16 protein-coding genes and 2 pseudogenes are annotated in these 17,930 nt (G+C 62.3%); 7 read left to right on the top strand and 11 right to left on the bottom strand.

Annotated elements, in window-relative coordinates:
• Positions 1-49: 49 nt before the first annotated feature.
• The 7 genes from ACFDR6_RS08440 to ACFDR6_RS08410 all read right to left on the bottom strand — a co-directional run bounded on the left by ACFDR6_RS08440 (position 50) and on the right by ACFDR6_RS08410 (position 7,978).
• Entirely contained in the window at positions 50-1,672 is a 1,623-nt protein-coding gene (locus ACFDR6_RS08440; protein WP_375858035.1) for a hypothetical protein, read from the bottom strand.
• 12 nt (positions 1,673-1,684) lie between these two features.
• Positions 1,685-2,905, bottom strand: a complete 1,221-nt coding sequence (locus tag ACFDR6_RS08435; RefSeq protein WP_212092528.1) for a CHAT domain-containing protein — start codon at positions 2,903-2,905, stop codon at positions 1,685-1,687.
• 261 nt (positions 2,906-3,166) lie between these two features.
• Positions 3,167-3,586: a hypothetical protein gene (locus tag ACFDR6_RS08430; protein WP_375858034.1), complete on the bottom strand. Its 420-nt coding sequence runs from the start codon at positions 3,584-3,586 to the stop codon at positions 3,167-3,169.
• 142 nt (positions 3,587-3,728) lie between these two features.
• On the bottom strand, positions 3,729-4,817 hold the full coding sequence (locus ACFDR6_RS08425; protein WP_212092529.1) for a TRAP transporter substrate-binding protein: 1,089 nt from the start codon (positions 4,815-4,817) through the stop codon (positions 3,729-3,731).
• 168 nt (positions 4,818-4,985) lie between these two features.
• Positions 4,986-6,074: a TRAP transporter substrate-binding protein gene (locus ACFDR6_RS08420; RefSeq protein ID WP_212092530.1), complete on the bottom strand. Its 1,089-nt coding sequence runs from the start codon at positions 6,072-6,074 to the stop codon at positions 4,986-4,988.
• Between the two features lie 194 nt (positions 6,075-6,268).
• Positions 6,269-7,411 carry an Mrp/NBP35 family ATP-binding protein gene (locus tag ACFDR6_RS08415; RefSeq protein ID WP_375858033.1) on the bottom strand — a complete coding sequence of 381 codons (1,143 nt, stop codon included), beginning with the start codon at positions 7,409-7,411 and terminating at the stop codon, positions 6,269-6,271.
• A gap of 129 nt (positions 7,412-7,540) precedes the next feature.
• Positions 7,541-7,978 (bottom strand): VOC family protein, encoded by a 438-nt coding sequence (locus tag ACFDR6_RS08410; RefSeq protein ID WP_375858032.1) that lies wholly within the window; start codon positions 7,976-7,978, stop codon positions 7,541-7,543.
• Positions 7,979-8,175: 197 nt separating this feature from the next.
• Here ACFDR6_RS08410 and ACFDR6_RS08405 point away from each other — a divergent pair, with 197 nt between their 5' ends.
• The 5 genes from ACFDR6_RS08405 to ACFDR6_RS08385 all read left to right on the top strand — a co-directional run bounded on the left by ACFDR6_RS08405 (position 8,176) and on the right by ACFDR6_RS08385 (position 13,264).
• On the top strand, positions 8,176-9,048 hold the full coding sequence (locus ACFDR6_RS08405; protein ID WP_375858031.1) for an NAD(P)-dependent oxidoreductase: 873 nt from the start codon (positions 8,176-8,178) through the stop codon (positions 9,046-9,048).
• 235 nt (positions 9,049-9,283) lie between these two features.
• Entirely contained in the window at positions 9,284-10,684 is a 1,401-nt protein-coding gene (locus ACFDR6_RS08400) for a sodium:proton antiporter (RefSeq protein ID WP_375858545.1), read from the top strand.
• A 150-nt stretch (positions 10,685-10,834) separates the two neighbouring features.
• Complete coding sequence (locus tag ACFDR6_RS08395; protein ID WP_212092534.1) at positions 10,835-12,430, top strand: sensor histidine kinase; 1,596 nt, start codon at positions 10,835-10,837, stop codon at positions 12,428-12,430.
• A gap of 44 nt (positions 12,431-12,474) precedes the next feature.
• The gene (locus tag ACFDR6_RS08390) at positions 12,475-12,678 is read left to right on the top strand and encodes a DUF1289 domain-containing protein (RefSeq protein ID WP_375858030.1); all 204 of its coding nucleotides are present in this window, start codon (positions 12,475-12,477) and stop codon (positions 12,676-12,678) included.
• Between the two features lie 28 nt (positions 12,679-12,706).
• Positions 12,707-13,264: a TIGR02281 family clan AA aspartic protease gene (locus tag ACFDR6_RS08385; RefSeq protein WP_212092536.1), complete on the top strand. Its 558-nt coding sequence runs from the start codon at positions 12,707-12,709 to the stop codon at positions 13,262-13,264.
• 133 nt (positions 13,265-13,397) lie between these two features.
• On the opposite strand, the gene dusA is transcribed toward ACFDR6_RS08385, so the two are convergent.
• Complete coding sequence (gene dusA / locus ACFDR6_RS08380; protein ID WP_375858029.1) at positions 13,398-14,390, bottom strand: tRNA dihydrouridine(20/20a) synthase DusA; 993 nt, start codon at positions 14,388-14,390, stop codon at positions 13,398-13,400.
• A gap of 133 nt (positions 14,391-14,523) precedes the next feature.
• On the opposite strand from dusA, the gene ACFDR6_RS08375 reads away from it, so the two are divergent.
• Positions 14,524-15,525 carry a tyrosine-type recombinase/integrase gene (locus tag ACFDR6_RS08375; protein ID WP_375858028.1) on the top strand — a complete coding sequence of 334 codons (1,002 nt, stop codon included), beginning with the start codon at positions 14,524-14,526 and terminating at the stop codon, positions 15,523-15,525.
• Between the two features lie 28 nt (positions 15,526-15,553).
• Here the strand turns inward: ACFDR6_RS08375 and ACFDR6_RS08370 are convergent.
• The 3 genes and pseudogenes from ACFDR6_RS08370 to ACFDR6_RS08360 form a co-directional block, all read right to left on the bottom strand.
• A pseudogene (locus ACFDR6_RS08370) lies at positions 15,554-15,670 on the bottom strand (c-type cytochrome); the annotation flags it as partial.
• Positions 15,671-15,756: 86 nt separating this feature from the next.
• Positions 15,757-16,047, bottom strand: a complete 291-nt coding sequence (locus ACFDR6_RS08365) for a nuclear transport factor 2 family protein (RefSeq protein ID WP_375858027.1) — start codon at positions 16,045-16,047, stop codon at positions 15,757-15,759.
• A 219-nt stretch (positions 16,048-16,266) separates the two neighbouring features.
• Positions 16,267-16,433, bottom strand: a pseudogene (locus ACFDR6_RS08360) (ABC transporter ATP-binding protein); the annotation flags it as partial.
• A 427-nt stretch (positions 16,434-16,860) separates the two neighbouring features.
• Between ACFDR6_RS08360 and ACFDR6_RS08355 the strand changes: the two are divergent.
• Positions 16,861-17,646 carry a Crp/Fnr family transcriptional regulator gene (locus tag ACFDR6_RS08355; RefSeq protein WP_375858026.1) on the top strand — a complete coding sequence of 262 codons (786 nt, stop codon included), beginning with the start codon at positions 16,861-16,863 and terminating at the stop codon, positions 17,644-17,646.
• Positions 17,647-17,930 lie beyond the last annotated feature (284 nt).

Genomic DNA, 17,930 nt, shown 5'->3' with positions numbered 1-17,930 from the left:
TTCTCATGTGCCGCCGGGCGCACGCCGGCGCCCTTCCGACCGCACGAGGTCAAGGTTTGACCGTCGACTGGGACGCAGGAGGCGCGGCCCAGCCGAGCAGGTTGCCATCAAGCGCCGACGACTTCCGGATCAGCTTGTTGGCTTCGATGTAGGCTTCGGCCGTGGACGGCACGAGGTATCCGATCACCGCGCCGAGAACTCCGAAAGAAGCGACGATCCCGGCGTACCACTGCAACGGGATGGCCGGCATTTCCAGACCGAAGGCCCTGGTGACCAACACAAAGCTGACGAGAAGGCTGAACATGACTGACGCCATGACGACCGCATGGGTTGCGCCGTCCCTCAGCCTCGCCTCGTGATAATCAAGTCGATCCGCCCTCAGCCGCACATCGAGAAGAATGCTCAGGACCACCGTATTGACCAGGAAGATCAGGGAAAACAGCGAGCTCGCCGCAAGCGGATGACTCTTCGCCAGCCAGCCTTCCGCAATCGGAATTGTGCTGTAGGTGATCCAGAGTATGAAAATGCCGGCCAGATAGGAGCACGCTCCGAAGACCGCGTAAGAGCTCCAGGGCAGCGCGTACAATGAGGGACGAGCGAAGTTCGTCGAGGCCTTCGGATAGATCGCAAAGAAGATCGAGATCGTCAGGGCTGCCGCATGCGCGAGGGAGGAGAAGCCTCCGGCCAGCGAACCAACCGCAAACTTCTTCGGCAGATCAAGGAAGAACAACGGCGCGACAGAGAACGCGAAGTCGAGAACGAAGATGATCACCAGCGGCGCAAACGGCAGCGGCTGGGGCAGAACGGTCTGATAGCCGAAACTGGAAATGAGCTCCGTCCGGGAATCGCGCCTGTCGACCACCGACAACGTCGCCTCGGCCAGTCGACGCTGGTACGCAACCCGCAGATCCTCACATTCCTCCGCGATGAAATCGGAAATCTCGAGCACCAGCTCCCGCGCATCGACATCCGACACCATGATGTCTTCCGTGAGCAGGAGTGCCCTGGCCGATCGCCGCAGCATTCGCCGATACTGCCGCTCCAGCGCGTCGAATTCGCCTTTCCGGGCACGAAAGAACCTCCCGAAGCGCCTGTTGCCGCGCAAATCGACGAAACTGGTATGAAGGGAAGCGACCTGCTTGATCATGGCCGCCGCACCGGCGGCGAGCACGTCGTCATCCTGGTTGAGCGCCTTCTCGATCAGTCTCGTCGGAACGCCATAGCCTTCGAGCTCACGCTGCAACTCCGGCCTTGCCCGCTCGGTCACCTTGATGGGCGAGCGCGCGATGGCCACGATGACGGTTTCCACCGCCTGGGGATAGCGCGCCAGCGTCTGCATCATCGTTCGCAGAAACGCGATCACCCGGCATAGGAGCGGCAGATGAGGCACCAGCACCATGAATGCGATCGTCGCCGGTATGGCAACGAGCCATCCGGCTCCACGTCCGGGATAGAGAAGATTCGTCAGCCAATGGATCTGGCTCACGAGAAACACATAGAAGACCACGGCTATCGTGACATAGGCGATCACCGCAAAATAATAGCGATCGCGCATCACGGCGTAGCGAATCTCCGCAGCTTCGAAGGGAGCGTGGAAGTCGACCGCGCTGACGATGCAGATCGCAATCGCACCGAGGCAGAGAGCGACGACGGACGGGTCAAGGCCGTACATTGATGAGATCCGCTATGATCCAGCTCGGTCCACGAAAATTTCTCCGTCGAGGCCGCGCATGTACAGAACCGGCGAGATCCATTCGGCGAATTGCCGCGCCTTCAACTCGGCTCGGGTATGCGCCAGCGCCGCCTGTATCGATACGTTGTCGGCGAGATAGGTGTAGAACGTATCGGCAAAGACCAGCCCCATGTTGTCGCTGATCTCGAACTGCATGGCGATCACTGCGGGAACGCCGCCTTGAATGAGCTCGGCGGCGGTGCTCGAAAACAGGGACCCGTCGGCTTGCGCCCCGCTACAGGAGTTCAGGACGACGAGGCTTGGCGTCTGGCCGGGCTGGGTGAGAAACACTCTCAACGCGTCGGCGTACAGCCTCGTCCCGCTCGATCCGCCCTCTTCCTGCACCACGATGAAGCCCATTTGCCGATCCGGATCGTGTCCGCCATGACCGATGAAGTGAAACAGATCCCACCGCTTGCCATCATCTCCCCTCAGGAAGCGACGGTTGAGATCGCGCGCCTTCGCCGAGGGAATCCAGGACAGCTTCAGTCTCTTGCCGTCGTTCAGTTCGTTCAGCGCCTTCTTGATCGCGACCTGCTCGGCGTCGACCTCGATTTCGTCCAGCGGGAAGCCGTTCAGGACCTTGACCCGCGCAGCCATGCCCAGCATCCGTATCGGCCTCGCCGCGCACATCCGGCGGTCCTCGCCATAGTCGTCGACGGCGCGCGTGAACGGTGTGCTCTGGGAGGTCGTCACATAGAAACGGTTCTTCCTGTCGTACATCGTTTCCCAGGGCACATAGGCGAGCGCGGGATCGCTGACCCGCAAGCGGATCAGGAACGGCTCGTCGTCTCTTCGCGCCGCCTGGAAACATTCCTGATAGAGTTCGAGGATCTTTCGCTGGAAGATGAAGTCGAAGAGTTGCGAACCGACCTCCTGCACGATCCGCTCGTCCGATCCCGCAGCCAGGACTCCGGCAGCATCGCGGATGGCAGGTCTTGGTTCATCACCGCCGTTTGCCGTGTCCGGGGCTCGCCGGCGTAGCACGACCTCGGCGCTGCGCGCGGCAGAGCTCTGGAGGATCGCTTCCTGCAACGGTCTCAGGTTCTGACGAAAACTCGGCTTGAGCTTCTCGACTTCGATCTCTCGGCTCGACGAATTATATTCCGCGACGATGCGGCAATAATCTTCGCCACAATCTTCGATGGTCAGATTGAAAACGACTTTCGCCACGACGCAACCCTCAGCCGCGCACATGCCAGCGCAGAATAAGCGCCTGCAAGGAAGTCTCCAGCGGGCAAGGTCCACACCGTATGGGCTTAATGCCCCAGCATTTCAGCGCCCCGAGCGCTTCAACGACGGTGCAGGCCGCAACCACCCGCGATTTTCGGTATCGCTTCTCCGTATTTCGGGACCGGCATTCTGCCGGCAACTCCGTTCTTCGTTCAGGCCATCCACGATCTGGTGCACGGCCTCAGTTCAAATCCGTTAGGATCAGTGTCGATAGGGTACACAGGCAATGCTCGCGCCGGCCTCCTCCTGAGCATGCCCGGCCCCGGTCGCAGCGGCGCACCGCAGGGCGTCGTTCGGCGCAATCAACGAAAGGTTGCCGGGCGCTAGATTATCTAGCGGATTTCTTCCGACCTGATTGTGAAGCATTTCACACATCTCGTTTTGGTGATGAGGCAGACGGCGCTGGCCCGATATAGATTTCGAGTTTTTCGATTGATGTTCTTTCGCCGCTGTTTCGCCAGGACGAGTCAAGCGGCTTCGCAGCTCGGCAGATGGATTGGCGAAGCCGATCGCCTGAACAGCCCGATGGCGTTGATACGAAATGGGAGCCAGACCCCCGGCGGCGGGGCCGATCGTGCCTTCCCACCGGTTTGCCTCGACTTGCCAGATGGTTGACCGCATCCACCGGCCGGCCTGCCCTCACCCAACCTCTGCTGTGCATGGGGTTGTTTTCCACATTTTTGGTGTGGCGCCGTCGGACAAGCCGCAAAGGCAACGCCCCGGAGCCTTCGCTCCGGGGCGTTGTTTTCGGTAGGTCAGACGATCAGCTCTGCGAGCGCCGCGCCATGAAGATGTCGTAGCCAACCTCGGCGACCTGGAACCAGGCGTAGCCGTCGCTCGTGAACTTGGCGAGGGAGTCGTGCACCTTCTTGAAATTGGCGTTGGTCGCGCCGACTTCGGCGTGCAGCTCCTTGGCCGCCTTGTGGCAGGCATCCATGATCGACGGCGAGAATGGGTGCAGCTTGGTGCCGCCCGCAAGCAGCTTCTTCAGCGCCAGCGGATTCGCCGTGTCGTACCGCGCCATCATGTAGTTGTTGGCGTAGTGGCCGGCCTGCTCCAGCACGCTCTGATAATATTTCGGCAGCGCGTTCCACTTGTCGAGGTTGACGAAAGCCAGCAGCATCGGACCGCCTTCCCACCAGCCGGGATAGTAGTAGTGCGGCGCGATCTTGTAGAAGCCGAGCTTCTCGTCGTCATAGGGGCCGACCCATTCGGCGGCGTCGATGGTGCCCTTCTCCAGCGCCGGATAGATGTCGCCGCCGGCGAGCTGCTGCGGCACCACGCCGAGCTTCTGGAGCACGCGGCCGGTGAAGCCGCCGATGCGGAATTTCATGCCCTTGAGATCGTCGGGCGTGTTGACCTCTTTCCTGAACCAGCCGCCCATCTGGCAACCGGTGTTGCCGGCGAGCAGCGAGGTGACGTTGTAGCTCTTGTAGAACTCGTTGAGCACTTCGCGCCCGCCGCCCTGCATGTACCAGGCCTGGTTGATGCGCATGTTGGGACCGAACGGCACGGCCGAGCCGAAGGTGAAGGTCGGGTCCTTGCCGAAATAGTAGTAGGAGGCGGTGTGGCCGATTTCGCATGTGCCGTTCTGCACGGCATCGAGCACCTGGAGACCCGGCACGATCTCGCCGGCCGCGAAGATCTGGATCTGGAATTTGTTGTCGGTCGCCTCCGCGACCATCTTGCACATCATCTCGGCGCCGCCGAACAGCGTATCGAGCGATTTCGGCCAGCTCGTCGGCATGCGCCATTTGATTTCCGGCATCGATTGCGCGATCGCGGGCGCCGCGAGCGTGGCGGCGCCGGCCGCGCCAAGTCCTGTGACCTTGATGAAGTCTCTTCTCTTCATGATTTCCTGCCCTGATGTACCAGTGATTGTGGGCCTTCTTGCCGAGGCTTGGCGCTACCATGACGCAATGCGAGAGCGAATTCCATCCCGATCGCACTGCGACAAAGAAAAAGCCCGGCCTCCAATGGAGGCCGGGCTTTCCGGTCTTGCGACTTTTGGCCTAGGCGATCAGCCGCGCGTGCGCGAGCGGATCATGAAGCTGTCGTAGGTATATTCGGCAACCTGCCACCACAGATATTCGTCGGAGCGGTAGGCCTGCATGGCGTCGATCGACTTCTTGAAGTCGGCGTTCTTGGCCGAGATCTCGGCCCACAGCTCGTTGGTCGCCTTGAGGCAGGCTTCCAACACCTCGTTGGTGAAGGGACGAAGCTGGGTGCCACCGGCAACCAGTCGCTTCAGCGCCGCCGGGTTCTGCATGTCGTAGCGCGCGGCCATCCAGGTGTTGGCATTGGTCATCGCGTTGGTGAGGATCGCCTGGTAGCTCTTCGGCAGCGCATTGAACTTTTCCAGGTTGGCGAAGGCGTGGACGGTCGGCCCGCCTTCCCAGAAGCCCGGATAATAGTAGTACTTGGCGACCTTGGCGAAGCCGAGCTTCTCGTCATCGTAGGGGCCGACCCATTCGGCGGCGTCGATGGTGCCCTTTTCCAGCGCCGGATAGATGTCGCCGCCAGCGAGCTGCTGCGGCACCACGCCGACCTTCTGAAGCACCTGGCCGGCGATGCCGCCGATGCGCATCTTGAGGCCGGAGAGGTCAGCGACGGTCTTGATCTCCTTGCGGAACCAGCCGCCCATCTGGGTGCCGGTGTTGCCGCAGGGGAAGCCGATCACGTTCGACTTCTTGAAGAACTCGTTGCCGAGCTCCATGCCGCCGCCCTGGTACCACCAGGAGTTCTGCTGGCGCGCGTTGAGGCCGAACGGCACCGAAGCATAGATCGCGAAGGTCGGGTCCTTGCCGACATAGTAGTACGAGACGGTGTGGCACATCTCGACGGTGCCGTTGGAGGTCGCATCGAGCGCCTGCAGCGCCGGGACGATCTCGCCGCCGGCGAACACCTGGATCTGGAATTTGTTGTCGGTCATCTCGGCGACGTATTTCGCCACCTGCTCCGCACCGCCATAGATGGTATCGAGCGACTTCGGGAAGCTCGAAGTCAGGCGCCACTTCACCTCGGGCGAGGACTGCGCGATCGCCGGCGAGGCCACTGCGGTCGCCGCCGCGCCTGCTGCCGACACTTTAAGAAAATCACGACGCTTCATCTTCAGGTCTCTCCTTGCTGGGGCGTTTTCCCCTAGACTTCTCTTCTTGCCGCCGCTCATTCCGGCGACGCGCCAGGGCGCGTCGAACCGAAGGGGCTTGACTGCCGTGGGCCTTTACCACGGAAGCCCCGGTTGCGGAACGCGACAATGGCATGACGGTGCTCTACGAAAGTCGCATGTCCCGGGCGGCCTAATCAGGCCGCCGCGATGACGCCCTTGAGCTGGTCCCGGACCTGGCCTGCAATGGCGCGGTAGATCGCCGCATGGGGACCGTCCGGCTCGCTATCGACGACGGGATTGCCGGCGTCCGAGCTGGCGCGAATCGCCATGTGCAGCGGGATCTCGCCGAGGAACGGTACTTCGAGCTTCTCGGCCTCGTGCCGCGCCCCGCCATGGCCGAAAATGTCCGACCGCGTGCCGCAATGCGGGCACTGGAAGTAGCTCATGTTCTCGACGATGCCGAGCACGGGCACGTTGACCTTCTTGAACATGGCAAGTCCCCGCCGCGCATCGATCAGAGACAGGTCCTGGGGGGTGGAGACGATCACGGCGCCCTTGAGCGGTACGTTCTGCGCCAGCGTGAGCTGGGCATCACCGGTCCCGGGCGGCATGTCGACCACGAGAACGTCGAGCCGCCCCCATTCGACATCGCGCAGCATCTGCGTCACCGCCGACATCACCATGGGACCGCGCCAGATCATCGCGGTCTCTTCCTCGACCAGGAAGCCGATCGACATGATGGCGAGGCCGAACCGCCGAAGCGGAATCATTTTGCGCTCGTCGTTCAGTTCCGGCTTGTCGTGCAGGCCCGTCAGGCGCGGCACCGAGGGGCCGTAGATGTCGGCATCGAGCAACCCCACCTTGAGGCCGAGGTCGCGCAGACCCAGCGCCAGGTTCAGCGCAGTGGTCGACTTGCCGACGCCACCCTTGCCGGAGGCGACCGCGATCACGGCGGCGACGCCCGGGATCTCCGACTGCCGCGCCATCGGCGATTGGCCCCCCTGTGGCGGCTTGTGGGCATGGACCGGCTGCACGCCCGGCGCGCCACGGCTGGGTTGCGGCGGCGGTGGAGGTGGAGGTGCGGAGCCCGGCTTGCGCTCGGCCGTCAGCGCCACCATGACGGTGGTGACGCCGGGAATGGCACGCACGGCGGCCTCGGCCTCGGCCCGGATGGATTCCCAGGCCCTGGCCTCGGCGGCGTCGACATTGATCGAGAAGAACACCTTGCCATCGGACGCGCTGATGGCGCTCAGCACATTGGCATTGGTGAGCGCGACCCCACGGGGCGATTTGATCCTGGCGAGGCTGTCGAGAACCTGTTGCTGCGTCACGCTCAAAGCGCATCTCCTGAACGGAGCCTGATCCGAACCCGGAGGGCCGCGCCAGCGCAAAGCGCGGAGCGGCCTTCCGGCAAGGTCATGCTCGAGACTTTAGGATGCCCCATTAGAGCGGAAACGCCCAAAAGGCTACTGCCGCCCGATATCGTCAGCCATCTCGGCAGGCGCCGCCCCCTGCTCCCTGGCAGCCTCGTAATTCAGCTCGATCATGACCCCGTTGGGGTCGTGAACGAAGATCTGCCAGAGGTCGCCGCCGGGCACCTGGCGGGAGTCGAATTTCATCCCCTTGGATGTCAGCCGCTGCTTCATGCCGTCAAAGCCGCGGCTGACGAAGGCGACGTGGTGGACAACGCCGGAGTCCGGCTTTTGTGGCTCAGCCGTCGGAGAAATATCGACGAGATGCACCACCGGTTTGCCCTCGCTGTACATCCAGGCGCCGGGGAAGGCGAAGTTCGGCCGGGCACCTTTTTCCAGACCCAGCACATCCTCGTAGAAGCGGACGGTCTCGGCCAGATTCCGGGTCCGGATGTTGAAATGATCGAGGACGCCAACACTCACGCTGCCCATGCTCTCGCTCCCTTTTTCGAAGTCCTTTTGGTCCCGCCATCCTAGCACAGGGGGTCGCCAAACGAAGCCGTTGCCCTCCCGGCTTAACGGTTTATGGTGCGCCTCCGGTCCGCCCCGAAGCGGAACTCGGAGGGCGCCGCCAGGCGCCATCGCCCGGATACAACCGTAAAACTCAAGCTACGGACAAGGTACCACACATGGCTAAAATCGCTTTCCTCGGTCTCGGCGTCATGGGCTTCCCCATGGCCGGACACCTCGTGAAAAAAGGGGGCCATGAGGTCACCGTCTACAACCGCACCGCGGCCAAGGCGAAGGAATGGGCGGACAAGTTCGGCGGCAAGACCGCGGCGACCCCGAAGGCCGCCGCCGAAGGCCAGGATTTCGTGATGTGCTGCGTCGGCAATGACAATGATCTGCGCTCGGTCACGATCGGCGCCGACGGCGCCTTCGCCGGCATGAGGAAGGGTGCGACCTTCGTCGATCACACCACCGCCTCCGCCGAGGTCGCACGCGAGCTGGACGCAGCCGCCACCAAGGCCGGCTTCAAATTCGTCGATGCACCGGTCTCCGGCGGCCAGGCCGGCGCGGAGAACGGCGTGCTGACGGTGATGTGCGGCGGCGCGCAGGATGCCTATTCCGGCGCCGAGCCTATCATCACGGGCGCCTATGCTCGGATGTGCAAGCTGCTCGGGCCCGCCGGAAGCGGCCAACTGACGAAAATGGTCAATCAGATCTGCATCGCCGGTCTGGTGCAGGGTCTCTCCGAAGGTATCCACTTCGCCAAGAAGAGCGGCCTCGACGTCGCCGCGGTGATCGAGACCATCTCCAAGGGCGCCGCGCAGTCGTGGCAGATGGAAAATCGCTACAAGACCATGAACGACGACAAATACGATTTCGGCTTCGCAGTCGAATGGATGCGCAAGGACCTCTCGATCTCTCTGGCTGAAGCCCGCCGCAACGGCGCCACGCTGCCGGTGACGGCACTCGTGGACCAGTTCTACGCCGAGGTCGAAAAGATGGGCGGCAAGCGCTGGGATACGTCGAGCCTGCTCGCGCGTCTGCAACGCTGACGCTCTGCTGCGGCCTCATCGGCGGTCGCGCAGCATCCGGACATCGGCGCGACCTCGGTCGCGACGATGTTTCGGTTAAGCGGGCGAGCCGAAACAATTATAGCGTTCGGGGGGAGCCTTGCTTAGCGTGATCGCCGCCATTCTGGTCCCTGCCCGTGTCGGCGTCGCGCCGGAGCTTCGACGGGGACACACCGAGCTCGCCGGGCATGGGATCCATCGGCGGCGGTCCCGCCTCGTGACCAGCCTGCTCTTCGTTGCCATCCTGGTTCTGGCCGCATCACCTTCGCAAGCGCTGGCCGCATCGCTCGATGGCGCCAGCCTTCGCCCACAATGGGCGCTCCCGTTTGCCGGCATGCTGCTGTCGATCGCGATATTCCCGCTCGCAGCGCCCCATTTCTGGGAGCACCACCAGGGCAAGATCGCCGCCATGTGGGCCGCCCTGATCGTGCTGCCGCTTGCAATCTGGTACGGCCCGCTTCCAACCATCCAGGCGCTCGTTCATACCGCCCTGCTGGAATATATCCCGTTCATTCTGCTGCTCCTCGCTCTGTTTACCGTCGCCGGCGGAATCGTGGTGCGTGGCAATCTTCACGGCTCCCCGGTTCTGAATACACTGCTGCTCGCCATGGGCACTCTGATCGCGAGCGTCATCGGCACGACCGGCGCGTCGATGGTCATGATCCGGCCGGTGATCCGCGCCAATGACGACCGCCGCCATAACGCGCATGTCGTCATCTTCTTCATCTTTCTGGTGTCCAACATCGGCGGCTCACTCTCGCCTTTGGGTGATCCGCCGCTGTTTCTGGGATTCCTGCGCGGCGTGGACTTCTTCTGGACGACGACACATCTGTTCCCTCAGACCACGTTCGCGGCCTGGATTCTGCTCGCCCTCTTCTTTTGCATCGATGCTTATCTGTATCGCAAGGAAGGCCGCGTCAAACCCGACCCAACTCCCGACAATCCCTTGCGGATCAGCGGCGGCCTCAATTTCGTTCTGATGGGCGTCATCGTCGCCGCGATCCTGTTCAGCGCCAAGTTCGACCTCGGCGGGTTCGACATTCTCGGCACGCACCTTCAAGTGCAGAACCTGGTCCGCGATGCAGTCATGATCGGCATCGTGTTCGCATCGCTCGCTGCCACGTCAAAAGAGGATCACGACGCGAACGGCTTCTCTTGGGGCCCCATGATCGAAGTGGCCAAGCTATTCGCCGCCATTTTCATCACCATCATTCCCGTGCTTGCGATCCTCAACGCGGGCCGATCCGGCGCGTTTTCGTCCGTCGTGAACATGGTCACCAACGCCGACGGCACGCCGAACAACGCCGCATATTTCTGGTTGACCGGCCTGCTCTCATCCTTCCTCGACAATGCACCGACCTATCTGGTCTTCTTTGAGCTTGCCGGAGGCGACGCCAAGCATCTGATGACGAATGGCGCCTTGACCCTTGCCGCGATCTCTGCAGGTGCCGTGTTCATGGGCGCAAACTCCTACATCGGCAACGCGCCCAACTTCATGGTTTACGCGATCGCGCGATCCGGCGGCATCGCAATGCCGGGCTTCTTCGGTTACATGGCTTGGAGCTCCGCGCTGCTGCTGCCTGTATTCGCATTGGTTACGCTCGTCTTCTTCAGGTAACGCGACCGCGGAACGAGGCCGAACTGGCCGGAAATTAACGCCGGGTTAACGTAATTCTTTAGCTCCTTAAGTCACCTCTTAAGGATTTGTTGCCAGAGATAGACAATGCAGAAGGCCCGCGTCCGGCGTGGGCAGGAATCGTGTTGCTTGATGAGTAACCCCGCTGAAAAGCCCGAGGTTGTACAGCTTCCGGCCGAGCCGGTGAGCGCTCCATCGGCGAGCAGCCGAAGGGCTGCGGCGCAGCGGGTGCGCGAGGCGCGCGACAAGTTAACATCGACCAGCGGGACCCGGCCCGCTTTCGACGCCGAGATGCTGCGCCAATACGCCCAGACCCGGCTGTCGGCTTCCTATGTCGTGATGCTGCTGGTGGTCGCGACCGGCGTGCTGTTCGGGCTGTGGATGCAGCCGATCCCGGCCGCCGCCTGGACCGCGGGCATGCTCTGCATTCACGGCGCCATGATCCGCAGTTGCCGGCGGTTCCTGACCGAGCCCAGCTCTCCAGCCGCGACGCGGGCATGGCGGACGCGCTTCGTCGTGCTCGACCTGCTCTATGGCCTGTGCTGGATGGCGATCCTGATCCATCCCCTGCTCGACCTGGTCACGGAAACGCTGATGATGTTCCTGATGCTGCTGGTGATCGCAGTATCGAGCATGCTCGCCGCCAATCTGCCAATCGCAGCCCTTGCCGCCACCGCGCCGGTCGCGGTCGCGATGGCGCTGAGCTTCGCGATGACCGGCTCCCTGGACAATTACGTCCTGGCTGCGCTCGCGCTCGGCGCCGAAGGCTACTTCGTGCTGCTGGCGCATCGCCTGCACTCCTCCACCTTCGCCACACTGGAAGCACGCGCCGAGAAGGACGCGCTGATCGGCGAGCTCGAACAGGCCAAAGCGATCTCGGATGAAGCCCGCCACCGCGCCGAATCCGCCAACGTCGCCAAGTCGCGCTTCCTCGCGCAGATGAGCCACGAGCTGCGGACGCCGCTCAATGCCATCCTCGGCTTCTCCGAGGTGATGAAAAGCGAGATCTTCGGCGCGCATGCGGTGCCGGTCTACAAGGAGTACTCCGCGGACATCCATAATTCCGGCGTGCACCTGCTCAACCTCATCAACGAGATCCTCGACCTGTCGCGGATCGAGGCCGGCCGCTACGAGCTGAACGAGGAAGCGGTGTCGCTGGTCGGCATCGTCGCCGACTGCCATCATCTGATGAAGCTGCGTGCCTCGAGCCGCGGCATCACCATCCACGAAGTGTTCGAGCAGGCCATGCCGCGGCTCTGGGCAGACGAGCGCGCGATCCGCCAGGTCGTGCTCAACCTGCTCTCCAACTCGATCAAGTTCACCCCGCAGGGCGGCGAGATCTGGCTCAAGGCCGGCTGGACCGCCTCGGGCGGACAATATCTCTCGGTGAAGGATACCGGTTCCGGCATACCCGAGGACGAGATCCCGGTCGTGCTCGCCTCGTTCGGCCAAGGCTCCAACTCGATCAAGTCGGCCGAACAGGGCGCCGGCCTCGGCCTGCCGATCGCCAAGAATCTGATCGACCTGCATGGCGGCACGTTCACGCTGAAATCCAAGCTGCGCATCGGCACCGAGGTGATCGTCACCTTCCCGCCGGAACGCGTGATGAGCGCGCTTGCGCCGCTGTCGGACGATTCTCCACCGCTCCAACCGGAGAGTTCCGCACTGCCCGACGAGAAGCGCCGGCCGCGCAACAAGCCAATCATGAGCGCAGGTACGGGCTCTTAACCAGATGCTTGCAGACATGCCCGACAATCCCCCACTATGTCCGAATGAGCAAAGAAACGCCGTGCGTCGCCGTCTGCATGATCGATCCCAGGACCAAGCTATGCTTCGGCTGCGGCCGGACCTTGCCCGAGATCGCGCGCTGGCACGCCATGGAAAGCGCGGACCGGCTCGCGCTCATGGCCCGGTTGCCGGCCCGCATGACGGAAGCGGGACTTGTGCCGATCGCGGGATCGGCGAAAAGCACCTGAACGGCCTGCGCGCTTGCGGAGGCGCGCAATGATCCGCCTCCTCCTCGTTCTCGTCATGCTCGCCGGCACGGCAGGTGCGGTCGTCGCCTATGGCGATCCCGAGCAGATCGCCCGCGCCAGCCACAAGGTCTCGCACATCTTTCGCGCACAGACGACGGCGCCGACTGCCCCCGCCGTGCAGATCCCCCGCGGCCAGGGCGGCGAATTTGCGCTCCGGGCGAAGATCAATGGTGTCGCGGCGCCGATGGTGATCGATACTGGTGCGACTTCGGTCGTGCTGACCTGGGAAACCGCGAAAGCCATCGGACTGCCGCTCGAGATGCTCGAATACGACGTCGATCTCGAAACCGCCGGTGGCTATACCAAGGCGGCCCGCCTCACGCTCGACCGCCTCTCCGTTGGCCATCTCGTCGAAAAATCAGTGCCGGCCCTCGTCGTCCAGCGGGGGCAGATGAAGACCAACCTGCTCGGCATGAGCTTCCTCGATCGCCTGGAGAGCTGGGGCGTCCGCGCCGACAAGCTGATGCTCACGGGCTATCCCGAACTTCAGAGCGCCCACCGCCGCTCGCGCACGGCGATCGACTAAAGCGCGATGCGATTGGGATAAATAGCCATCGCGCTTAAGCTCGTTGTTCAAGCATGATCTCCGCGCAAACGCGTTCCGCGTTTGTCGCGAGGGGAAACCGCTGCGCACCTTTCCGGATCATGCTTTAGCCGAGTTACGCCGCCTCGGCCGGCGCACGCGCACCGACGCGCGCGATCGCATCGCGTAGCACCTCGAGGCCCGCGCCCGGCTTCACGCCCTGCTCGGCGAGATGGCGGCGGAAGGCCCTTGCGCCGGGCACGGCATGGAATGCGCCGACGAAATGCCGTGTGATCGCATGCAGCCGCGTGCCGCGCGCGAGCTGCAGCTCGACATAGGGCATCATCGCCGCGAGCGCGTCCTGCATGGATCCATGCGGGGGCGCCTCGCCGAAGATATCGGAATCGACAGCGAGCAGCCGCCACGGCTCCTGATAGGCGGCGCGGCCGAGCATCACGCCATCGACATGTTCGAGATGCGCCTTCGCCTCATCGATACCGGGAATGCCCCCATTGATGATCACGGGCACGCCGGGCATGGCACGCTTGAGGCGATAGACACGCTCATAGTCGAGCGGCGGGATGTCGCGGTTCTCCTTCGGAGACAAACCGTTGAGCCAAGCCTTGCGGGCATGCACGATCAGAGCGTCGCAGCCGGAAGCGACCACGGCGCGCGCAAGCGCATCAAGCGCAACCTCCGGATCCTGATCGTCAATGCCGATACGGCACTTCACCGTGACGGGAACGGCGACTGCGCGCTTCATGGCTTCCACGCACCTCGCCACCAGCTCCGGTTCCGCCATGAGGCAGGCGCCAAAACGACCATCCTTCACGCGATCGGACGGGCAACCGACGTTGAGATTGATCTCGTCATAGCCGAACGCCTCGCCGATCGCCGCCGCCTGCGCGAGCTCCCGCGGATCCGAGCCACCAAGTTGAAGCGCGACCGGATGCTCGATCGCGTCGAACCCGAGCAGCCGCGCCCGGTCGCCATGAATGATGGCGCCGGTCGTCAGCATCTCGGTGTAAAGCAGCGCCCGCCGCGTCAGGTGACGATGGAACACCCGGCAGTGCCGGTCAGTCCAATCCATCATGGGTGCCACAGAAAAGCGATAGTGTTGCGATTCCAATGATTTACCTTACACTCTCAATGGGATGAAGCACGAACGTGTGCACTCCAAACTAGCCGAAATTGCACACGTTTGTACCCGTTCTGACCTCTCGGTGCACACATAGTGCACACGAAAGCCGGAGTGCACACGCGTGGCGACCTTTACTCAATTGGCATCCGGAAACTGGCGCGTCCAAGTCCGCCGCAAGACACGTTATGTGGCTGAGACCTTCCGACGGCGCAAGGACGGCGAAGAATGGGCGCTCGAAATGGAGCGCAACATTGACCGCAACGGATCGTCCAAGCCGCGCGTGAGCCGGAACGTTCACACGTTTGGCGATCTGGTTGACCTGCACGACGACGACATGCGCGAAGTCGGCAAGCCCCCTCGCCGATCAAAAGCTGCTGTGATGACCTCGCTGAAAACTGAGCTCGGCAGTGTAAAGCTGACCGCGCTCAATCGAGAGCGGTTGATCGAGTTCGGAAGAAAGCGCGCCAAGCAAGGCGCCGGCCCCGCGACGTTGGCGATCGACATGTCCTTCATCCGCACAATCATAACGCACGCCGCCGCCGTGCACGGTATTGAGGTCTCAGCCGAAGAAACACGCCTCGCACGTGTCGCGTTAACTCACCTCAATCTGGTCGGAAAGAGCAAAGAGCGCGACCGACGGCCCACGCAAGATGAACTCGAAGAACTCATCGAATACTTCGAGACAAATCGTCGGCAATTCATACCGATGGGGCGGATCGTGAGATTTGCCGTCGCAACGACATTGCGCCAGGAAGAGATCTGCAAACCCGAGTGGCCGCTGGTTGACATGAAAAAACGACTGGTGGTTATTCAGGACAGAAAGGACCCGAGGAATAAGGATGGAAACGACCAGAAAGTGCCTTTGCTCAACCTAACGGGCTATGATGCCTGGGAGGTCGTGCTACAGCAGCGAATTGTGACGCGAGGCTACGGGCGGGTCTTTCCCCATAACCATAGGTCCGTAAGTGCGGCATTCACCCGGGCATGCGATGAACTCAAGATCGAAGACTTGCACTTCCACGATCTGCGTCACGAGGGAACGAGCCGTCTGTTCGAAGCGAGGCGCGTCCTCGCATCTGAAAGCCGTGGGGATCGTCGACCTTGCCGCGCATCCCGGATCTGAAGCTCCGTAACTGTTTGATGAGATATTCTGAGTGCTGCCCCGTCAAATTTGGTGCGAACATCTCGTCGCGGCCTTGAGCTCCATTGCCATGACAGCCGGCGCAGGTCGTAAAGAAAGCCCTGCCTCGCTGTGCGTCAGCCGCCATGAACGCTTCTAGTACCGTACCGCTGTCGATGTATTCCTCGAAACGGACGATCTTTCCGTTCGCCACCTTCCAGAGATGGAGATTATTCACAACGTAGTGCTCTCCCGTCTCCTTGACGTACTTTCCTCGGTGCCCGGCACCGCCACCTGATCTCCCGACGCGATGAACTCACGTTGACTAGCCCCGGGTTCGGTGAGAGTGTCATCGACCTTCACGAAGAAGTCCGCGACCCCATCCGGTCCCTTGCGCGCCCCTGCAAACGGAAGCGCATACTCCGGACCATAATAGGTCCACGTCGCATCGGGCGCGATGAGGCTCTTGATCTTTTCCATATCGCCGACATCAAAGGCCGCGTAGAGCGCCTTGACGACTGCCACGGGACTGTCCTGATCTTCGGATTTGGCGACCGTCGCCCACCCAGCTAGCATTGCGAAGACAAGCATCGCTCCGATTCGGAAGGGCGCACGCATCGCGCTAGGCGATATCGATCCGGCCGCGGTTGACCGTACGGCAGAAGCAATCAGGCGCGGTGGTCACACCGCCCTCGCCTTGGTCTGGGATTTTGCCGATCTCTTGGTCACTGAAGCGCGTGTCGGCAGATCGAGGCTGAACTCGGCCAAGTCGACATCCTCCTCGCGCCGAAGCCGGTCGAGCAGCTGCAGCACGACGGCCTGCACCGAGAAATCCAGCGCGCAATAGGCTCATCGAGCGCCAGCAAACGCGGCCTGCACACAATAGCGCGGGCAATGCCGATACGTGCGCGGCAGATCGCTTCGACTTCTCCGCTGATGGGTGAGACTCATCTGGCTCTCCCAAATCCGAATCTCGACCAATATTTGATTCTCATGCTCCAACAACCGCGACCAACTGACTTAGTAGAAGTAACGTCTGCTGCGCGTCAAACCGGCCTTTAGATCCCGCCCACACGAAGGTGCGATCTAACCTGCAGAACGGATGTCACCATTCAGAGGGGCTCTTCTGGTTCATGCCGGCGGAGGTCCTGCCGAGCGGCAGGCTTAGCCGGAGGCACTGGATCTCCGCCGGGCGGTTGTCGGCCTGCGCATGCTCACCATTGCTGGGGAACCATATGTGTGTTGGCCGGTTGGCTTGCTGTTGAGCTGACGCTCAGGAGAGCAGTTCGACAAACCGGCATGTGTTCTAGAGCCGGGGCATCCGTCGGGGGCGATCCCATGATGGACCACACCACCAGAGTAGGCAATCGCTTGCTAGCAACGTTGCCGCCAGCAGATTTCTCTTTGCTGGCGCCTCATCTGCGGAAAGTCAAAATCGAACGCGATTCCGTGCTGATCCGATCGGGCGATCGGATCGAACATATTCTCTTTCCCTTGAGCGGCGCGATCGCCGCTATCGTGGAGCTGCCGAACGGGCAAACTGTTGCCGCAGCGATAATCGGCCATGAGGGGGCTGTGGGTCTGACGTCAGCGCTTGGAGCATCCCACTCGCCTGCGACGGCGATCGTTCGCCTGTCAGGGTCTGCGCTGCAGATCTCGCCGGTGCAGTTTCTGGCAGCGCAACATCGCAGCCCTTCAATCACATCCATGGTGCAGGTCTCCACGAGATCGTTGTTGACGCAGCTTCAGCACGTGGCGGCCTGCAATGCACTGCATTCTGTCGAAGCTCGCCTGGCGCGCTGGCTGCTTCACATTCACGATCGAGCGAATGGAAGCGATCTTCTCCCGCTGACCCAGGAAACATTGTCGGAATTGCTGGGCGTCCGCCGCACCACAGTCACACATGTCGTGAGCACAATGCGCGCATCAAGAGCGCTGAAATCCAATCGGCGCGGCCAGCTCGAGATTGATCGACCGCGGCTCGAAGCGTTGGCATGCGAATGCTACAGGGTCATGAGCCGCGAGATCGATCGGATAGTTTCACAGGGCGCGCTCGGGCTAGTTCGCGGGGGGCGAGCGCGCGGCGACTTGCCTGCTAGCCGAAGAGCCGGGACAAGCTCTTAAAGCCCGTTTGCTTTCGCGAACGAAACGTGCGCACCTTTGCAGTTCCGCAAAACCTGCGCGAGACCCCGTCGTGACAATCGCCCAGTCCTGCGCGCGGAAGCGAGCTCAAGAACTTTGCAGCTTTGGGGCTGGCTCCCGGCCGAAGCCAACTAGAGACATCCCTCATTTCATCCTCCCTGCGGTGCTCGTTACACCGGACCTATTGGGACCAAGGAGCGCAGGCACGAGCTTTGCCTCTGCGAAGCCAGAACGGCCGCTCGCGGTCCGAAATGGGCTAGGGGACC

It is taken from the genome of Bradyrhizobium tunisiense (genome assembly GCF_042263385.1).
GTDB lineage: Bacteria > Pseudomonadota > Alphaproteobacteria > Rhizobiales > Xanthobacteraceae > Bradyrhizobium > Bradyrhizobium tunisiense.
The sequence above is the reverse complement of the archived record's forward strand: the minus strand, read 5'-3'. Positions and strand labels throughout refer to the sequence as shown.

Coding starts and splice junctions, on each gene's coding strand:
- ACFDR6_RS08410 (WP_375858032.1), bottom strand. CDS start 7,978: ATGGGCAGCGTGAGTGTTGGCGTCCTCGATCATTTCAACATCCGGACC.
- ACFDR6_RS08405 (WP_375858031.1), top strand. CDS start 8,176: ATGGCTAAAATCGCTTTCCTCGGTCTCGGCGTCATGGGCTTCCCCATG.
- ACFDR6_RS08425 (WP_212092529.1), bottom strand. CDS start 4,817: ATGAAGAGAAGAGACTTCATCAAGGTCACAGGACTTGGCGCGGCCGGC.
- ACFDR6_RS08355 (WP_375858026.1), top strand. CDS start 16,861: ATGATGGACCACACCACCAGAGTAGGCAATCGCTTGCTAGCAACGTTG.
- ACFDR6_RS08430 (WP_375858034.1), bottom strand. CDS start 3,586: ATGCGGTCAACCATCTGGCAAGTCGAGGCAAACCGGTGGGAAGGCACG.
- ACFDR6_RS08395 (WP_212092534.1), top strand. CDS start 10,835: ATGAGTAACCCCGCTGAAAAGCCCGAGGTTGTACAGCTTCCGGCCGAG.
- ACFDR6_RS08440 (WP_375858035.1), bottom strand. CDS start 1,672: ATGTACGGCCTTGACCCGTCCGTCGTCGCTCTCTGCCTCGGTGCGATT.
- ACFDR6_RS08420 (WP_212092530.1), bottom strand. CDS start 6,074: ATGAAGCGTCGTGATTTTCTTAAAGTGTCGGCAGCAGGCGCGGCGGCG.
- ACFDR6_RS08385 (WP_212092536.1), top strand. CDS start 12,707: ATGATCCGCCTCCTCCTCGTTCTCGTCATGCTCGCCGGCACGGCAGGT.
- ACFDR6_RS08390 (WP_375858030.1), top strand. CDS start 12,475: ATGAGCAAAGAAACGCCGTGCGTCGCCGTCTGCATGATCGATCCCAGG.